The organism is Streptomyces sp. UW30 (genome assembly GCF_008042075.1).
Classification (GTDB): domain Bacteria; phylum Actinomycetota; class Actinomycetes; order Streptomycetales; family Streptomycetaceae; genus Streptomyces.
The window spans coordinates 370,282-376,281 of the sequence record NZ_RDBN01000005.1 but is presented as its reverse complement, the minus strand read 5'-3'; the positions used below and the strand labels follow the sequence as shown (position 1 = coordinate 376,281).

General features: G+C 68.0%; 6 protein-coding genes. All 6 read left to right on the top strand.

The features are described 5' to 3' along the window. Window positions 1-102: 102 nt before the first annotated feature. The 6 genes from EAO75_RS03375 (at window position 103) to EAO75_RS03350 (ending at window position 5,969) form a co-directional block, all read left to right on the top strand. Window positions 103-2,013: an anthranilate synthase family protein gene (locus EAO75_RS03375; protein WP_147993499.1), complete on the top strand. Its 1,911-nt coding sequence runs from the start codon at window positions 103-105 to the stop codon at window positions 2,011-2,013. Continuing rightward, entirely contained in the window at window positions 2,010-2,357 is a 348-nt protein-coding gene (locus EAO75_RS03370) for a YdhR family protein (RefSeq protein WP_147993498.1), read from the top strand. Before EAO75_RS03375 ends, EAO75_RS03370 begins: the two co-directional genes overlap by 4 nt. Then, window positions 2,354-2,971: a pyridoxal 5'-phosphate synthase gene (locus EAO75_RS03365; RefSeq protein WP_147993497.1), complete on the top strand. Its 618-nt coding sequence runs from the start codon at window positions 2,354-2,356 to the stop codon at window positions 2,969-2,971. The genes EAO75_RS03370 and EAO75_RS03365 overlap by 4 nt, the downstream gene beginning before the upstream one ends. A gap of 42 nt (window positions 2,972-3,013) precedes the next feature. After that, window positions 3,014-4,873: an asparagine synthase (glutamine-hydrolyzing) gene (gene asnB / locus EAO75_RS03360; protein WP_147993496.1), complete on the top strand. Its 1,860-nt coding sequence runs from the start codon at window positions 3,014-3,016 to the stop codon at window positions 4,871-4,873. A gap of 78 nt (window positions 4,874-4,951) precedes the next feature. After that, window positions 4,952-5,353, top strand: a complete 402-nt coding sequence (locus tag EAO75_RS03355) for a RidA family protein (protein ID WP_147993495.1) — start codon at window positions 4,952-4,954, stop codon at window positions 5,351-5,353. Window positions 5,354-5,477: 124 nt separating this feature from the next. Beyond that, window positions 5,478-5,969, top strand: coding sequence for a PhzA/PhzB family protein (locus tag EAO75_RS03350; protein WP_147993494.1), 492 nt, complete (start codon window positions 5,478-5,480; stop codon window positions 5,967-5,969). The last annotated feature ends 31 nt before the right edge of the window (window positions 5,970-6,000 follow it).

The window sequence follows — 6,000 nt, the reverse complement described above, 5'->3', positions numbered from 1 at the left end:
CGCCGACGCCGTTGGCGACTTCTCCGCCGAGCACCACCGGCTGGCCCTCGACTACGCGGCCGCTCGCTGCTCGGTGGTCACGACCACCGAGGAGGTCTTCCGATGAACTCGCGGCAGTTGCTCGAACACGTGCTGGGACCCAATCCGGGCCCCTTCGCCCTGCTGCACCGCCCCGAGACCCTGGGCCTGGACCGGATGGAGATCCTGCTGGGCCAGGTCAGCACCCCGGCCCGGCTGGCCGACATCCCGCTGGCCGACATCCCGCCGGCCGGGCGGCCCGGCGAGGTCCGGCAGGAAGCCCTGGTCCTGGTGCCCCATCAGCAGATCACCGAGCGCGGCTTCGCGGCCGCCGCGGACGGCTCACCGCTGCTCGCGATGTCGGTGACCGACCAGGGTCAGATCGCCACGTCCGAGGCGCTGAGACACCTGCCGGACGAGCCGATCGCCCTGGCCGGTGGACGTTTCGACACCGAGGACGACGCCTACGCCGACACGGTTCGCGCGGTGCTCGCCAACGAGATAGGCACCGGAGAGGGCTCGAACTTCGTCATCAAGCGCTCGTTCGTCACCACCATCACCGGGTACTCCACGCGCAGCGCACTGAGCCTGTTCCGCCGGTTGCTGACCCGGGAGACCGGCGCCTACTGGACCTTCCTCGTGCACACCGGTTCTCGAACCTTCGTCGGCGCCACACCGGAGCGCCACGTCAGCCTGCGGGACGGCATCGCGGCAATGACCCCGATCAGCGGCACCTACCGCTATCCCCCGACAGGGCCGGTCCTGTCGGAGGTCATGGACTTCCTCACGGACGGCAAAGAGACCGACGAGTTGTACATGGTCCTGGACGAGGAACTGAAAATGATGGCCCGGGTCTGCCGGGGCGGTGGCCGCGTGGTGGGCCCGTTCCTGCGGGAAATGGCCTGGCTTGCGCACACCGAGTACATCATCGAGGGGCGCAGCGACCTCGATCCCCGGGACATCCTGCGGGAAACGATGTTCGCGCCCACAGTGACCGGCAGCCCGCTCGAGAACGCCTGCCGGGTGATCGCCCGCTACGAGCCGCGCGGCCGCGGGTACTACGGGGGCGTCGCGGCCCTCATCGGCCGCGACGCCGGCGGCGCGCGCACCCTGGACTCCGCGATCCTCATCCGCACCGCCGACATCAGCACCTCGGACCTCGACGACAGCGGACATGTCGAGGTCGGGGTCGGCGCGACCCTGGTCCGGCACTCCGACCCCGACGCCGAGGTCGCCGAGACCCGTACCAAGGCCGCGGGCCTGCTCTCCGCGCTGGGCGCCGACGAGCGGCTCGACGCGCACCCGCTGATCCAGGAAGCCCTGGGCAGGCGCAACGGGACGATCGCACGCTTCTGGCTCAGCGACGCCCACTCGCGATCCCAGCCGCACCCGGTGCTGGCCGGCCGCCGGGCGCTGGTCATCGATGCCGAGGACACCTTCAGCTGGATGCTGGCCCACCAACTGCGCGCCATCGGGCTGACGGTGCAACTCTCCCGCTTCGACGCGCCGCACCGCTTCGACGACCACGATCTCGTCGTACTGGGCCCCGGTCCCGGCGACCCGCGGGACGCCGACCACCCCAGGATGGCCCACCTCACGTCGGCGATCGAGCACTTGCTGGCCCGGCGCATCCCCTTCCTGGCCGTGTGCCTGAGCCATCAGTTGCTGAGCCGACACCTCGGGCTCGGGCTGAGGCGCCGGGAGGTCCCGAACCAGGGCGTCCAGCGCGAGATCGACCTGTTCGGCTCGCGGGAACGGGTGGGCTTCTACAACTCCTACGTGGCCTGCGGGCGAGCCGAACAGTTGGAGTGTCCGGGAGTCGGCGAGGTGAAGGTCTGCCTGGACGCCGGCACGGGCGAGGTGCATGCCCTGCGCGGGCCGCACTTCAGCTCGGTGCAGTTCCACCTCGAATCGGTGCTCACCCAGGACGGGGAGCGTGTCCTGGGAGAACTGCTGGCACCGCTGACGGAGACCGAGGAGGTACTCAACGCATGAAAGCCACCATCTCCTGGTGGGACCTCTCCGGGTCCGACCAGACCATCGAGTCCCTACGCGCACACCTGCGCGACGAGGGCGTGGAGCCCTGGGCTCAGATACACGGGCTTCGGTCGAAGTTCTGGATCTCCGACCCGCAGACCAACCGCTGGGGCGCGGTGATGCTGTGGGAGTCCACGGCCGACCTGACCGCGCCGCTGCCGCCGAACCGGGCCACCGAGCTCATCGGCTACCCGCCGACTCTCCGCATGATGACCGACGTCGAAGCCATCGTCGAAGGTGTCCACTCCGGTCGGGCAGCCGATCTCGGCCTGGCCTTCGGACCGGTCAGGACGTCGTCATGAGCGTGCTGGCCAACTCCGCGGCACCCACCGAGTTCTCCGCCCCGCCCGCCGAACCGATGGGGCTGGTCCGAGCCTGGTTCGACAGCGCGGTCGCGGACGGCGTCTGCAAGCCCGCCTCGCTGGCGTTGGCCACCGCCGACGCCGGCGGCCACGCCTCGACCCGGATGGTGTCGGTGCTCGCGATCCGCGACACGGGGCTGGTGTTCGCCAGCCACGCCGGCAGCCGCAAGGGCCGCGACCTGGCGGAGACGGGCTGGGCGTCAGGCGTCTGGTACTGGCGTGAAGTCGACCGGCAGGTGATCGTGAGCGGCCCGACCCACCCGTTGCCCGACGCGGAATCCGACGCTTTGTGGACCGCCCGGCCGGTCAGTGCGCTCCCGATGTCGGTGGCTACGCAGCAGAGCGCGCCGCTGCTGGACGAGGACGCGCTCAGGGAACGGGCCCTGGAGCTGAGTCGCGCCGGCTCGGAGCTGCGGCGTCCGGCCACCTGGCTGGGCTACCTGCTCGAACCGGCGTCGGTCGAGTTCTGGCAGACCGCCCCGGACCATCTGTATCCGAGGCTGCGGTACGAGCGCGCTGACCCCGGCTGGCGCATTGACCGCCTCCAACCCTGACCGCGCGCTGGACAGTGCACTCGAGAGGAAGAAGGCAAATCGATGTGTGGCATTACGGGCTGGGTCTCGTTCGATCGGGATCTGACTCAGCAGCGCGCCGACCTGGACGCGATGACAGCGACCATGGCCTGCCGGGGACCGGACGCCGAGGGCGCCTGGCTCGACCGGCATGCGGCGCTCGGCCATCGAAGGCTGGCGGTCATCGACATCGAAGGTGGCACCCAGCCCATGGTGGTGCACACCGACGACGGTGCGGTGACGATCACCTACAGCGGTGAGGTCTACAACTTCACCGAGCTCAAGAGTGAGTTGCTCCGTCGTGGCCATCGGTTCCGGACCCGCAGCGACACCGAGGTGGTGCTCCATGGCTACCTGGAGTGGGGCGAAGCGGTCGCCGAACGGCTCAACGGCATGTACGCCTTCGCCGTCTGGGATGCCCGGGTCGAAAAGCTCGTGATGATCCGCGACCGGTTGGGCGTCAAGCCGCTCTACTTCTCCAGCACCGATGACGGGGTGCTCTTCGGCTCCGAGCCGAAGGCGATCCTCGCCAACTCGCTGGCGGACCGCGCGGTCGACCTCGACGGACTGCGCGAACTGGTCAGCTTCACGCAGACGCCGGGGGCTGCGGTGTGGTGCGGGATGCGCGAGGTGGTACCGGGCGGCGTGGTCACCGTCGACCGAGGCGGCCTGCGTGAACACCGCTACTGGACCCTTCCGACCCGTGCCCACACCGACGACCGGGCGGCCACCGTCGCCAACGTGCGCACGCTGCTCGAGGACATCGTGGGCCGTCAACTGGTCTCCGACGTGCCGCGCTGCACCCTGCTCTCCGGTGGGCTGGACTCCAGTGTGATCACGGCACTCGCCGCCGCCAAGCTCGGCAAGCCCGGGGAGCACGGCGAGCCCGGCGAGAAGGTGCGCAGCTTCGCGGTGGACTTCGTCGGGCGGGAGGACGACTTCGTCGCCGACGAACTGCGATCCACGTCGGACGCCCCCTACGCGCGTGAGGTGGCCGCACACGTCGGCTCCCTGCACGAGCCCATCGTGCTCAACCATGCTGCGATCGCCGACCCCGCGGTGCGCCGTGCGGTCATCACCGCGCGGGACAGTCCGCTCAGCCTCGGTGACATGGATGCTTCGCTGTACTTGCTGTTCCAAGCCATCCGCGAGCATTCCACGGTCGCCCTGTCCGGGGAGTCCGCCGACGAGGTCTTCGGCGGGTACAGGTGGTTCCACCAGCCGGAGGCACAGGCCGCGGACACCTTTCCCTGGATGGCCGTCTTTGTCAGCGGCGCGCGGGCCCAGGTGTCCGATCGGTTCAATGCCGATATCACCGCTGCCCTCGACCTGCCCACCTATATTCGCGACCGCTATGCCGACGCGGTTGGCGAAGTCGAGCGGGCCGACGGTGAGAGCGACTTCGAGATGCGAATGCGGGTCATGTGCTATCTGCACCTGACTCGTTTCGTGCGCATGCTCCTGGAGCGCAAGGACCGGATCAGCATGGCCGTCGGACTGGAGGTCCGGGTTCCTTTCTGCGACCACCGACTCGTGGAGTACGTCTACAACACCCCGTGGTCGATGAAGACATTCGACGGCAGGGAGAAAAGCCTGCTCCGCGCCGCGACTGCCGACCTGCTGCCCCAGTCGGTGCTGAATCGGACCAAGGCTCCCTATCCGGCCACTCTCGATCCGCTGTACACCGGCGCTCTGCTACAACAGTGCAAGGAGCTCCTCACGACCGACGATCCGGTGTTCGATCTGGTCGATCGCAGCTGGCTGGAAGAAATTACGCGGCGGGACTCGGGCGCGATGCCCATCGACGTCCGTAACGGCATGGAGCGAGTACTCGATCTGAGCACCTGGTTGGACATTTACCGCCCCGAGCTCCGTCTCCACTGACACCCTCGATGCCATCAGATCGAGGTGTCGGAGGCGACATCCGCAGGAAACACCCGTCCCACAGGAGAGGTAATTCAAGTGGCACACACGATCGTCAATCCCGACGGTTTGCACGACCCGGGCCCGTTCGGCTACAGCCACACCGCCAACGTCCCGGCAGGCACGGAGCTGGTGTTCGTCTCGGGGCAGTACGGGTCCGGCCCGGACGGCATGGTCGTCTCGAAGGACTTCAACGAGCAGGTCAAGCAGGCGTTCAGCAACCTCGCCACGGCCCTCGCGGCCCACGGGCTCGACCTCACCGACGTCGTCCAGCTCAGGACGTATGTCGTGGAGCCCGACTTCGACAAGCTCGGGGCGATCGGCCAGGCCGTGGCGAGCGGCGGCGCCGAGAAGCCGCCCACGCAGACGGTGATCGGGGTGGCCGGCCTGGCCATGCCCGACATCCTGTTCGAGGTCGAAGCGGTCGCAACGCGGTCCTGACACCCTGCCGCCGCCCGTGTCCGGGGGTCTTCACCCGGACACGGGCGGCGGCGCGGGGCCGTGCGACAAGCACCGAGAACAGGCCACAACTGGACGGTCACATCAAGGAATACGGGGATTCGAGATGGCAGACACCAGTACGCAGCCCGAGGGATTCGGCACCGACGTCGAACTCCGCCGCCGGCACCGCGAGGTTGTCGCGGACTACATGAGCCGAAAGGGCGAGAACCGCCTGACGCGGTATCTGCTGTTCGCCGAGGACGGTAGCGCCGGCCTGTACACCACGGATACCGGAGAACCGGTCGTCTCGCAGGGCCACGAGAAACTGAAGGCGCACGGCGAGTGGTCGTTGCGAATGTTCCCCGACTGGGAATGGATCAACGTGCAGATCTTCGAGACACAGGACCCCAACAGGTTCTGGGTCGAGTGTGACGGCAAGGGCGAGATCCGGTACCCGGACTACCCGGTCGGCACTTACGAGAACCACTTCATACACTCGTTCCTGCTTGAAGACGGAAAAATCAAGCAGAACCGCGAGTTCATGAACCCGTTCCAACAGTTGCGGGCCTTGAGTATCGAGGTGCCGAAGATCAATCGCGGCGGGATCCCCACGTAGGGACCAGGTTCAAGTCGTTCGACATCACTCA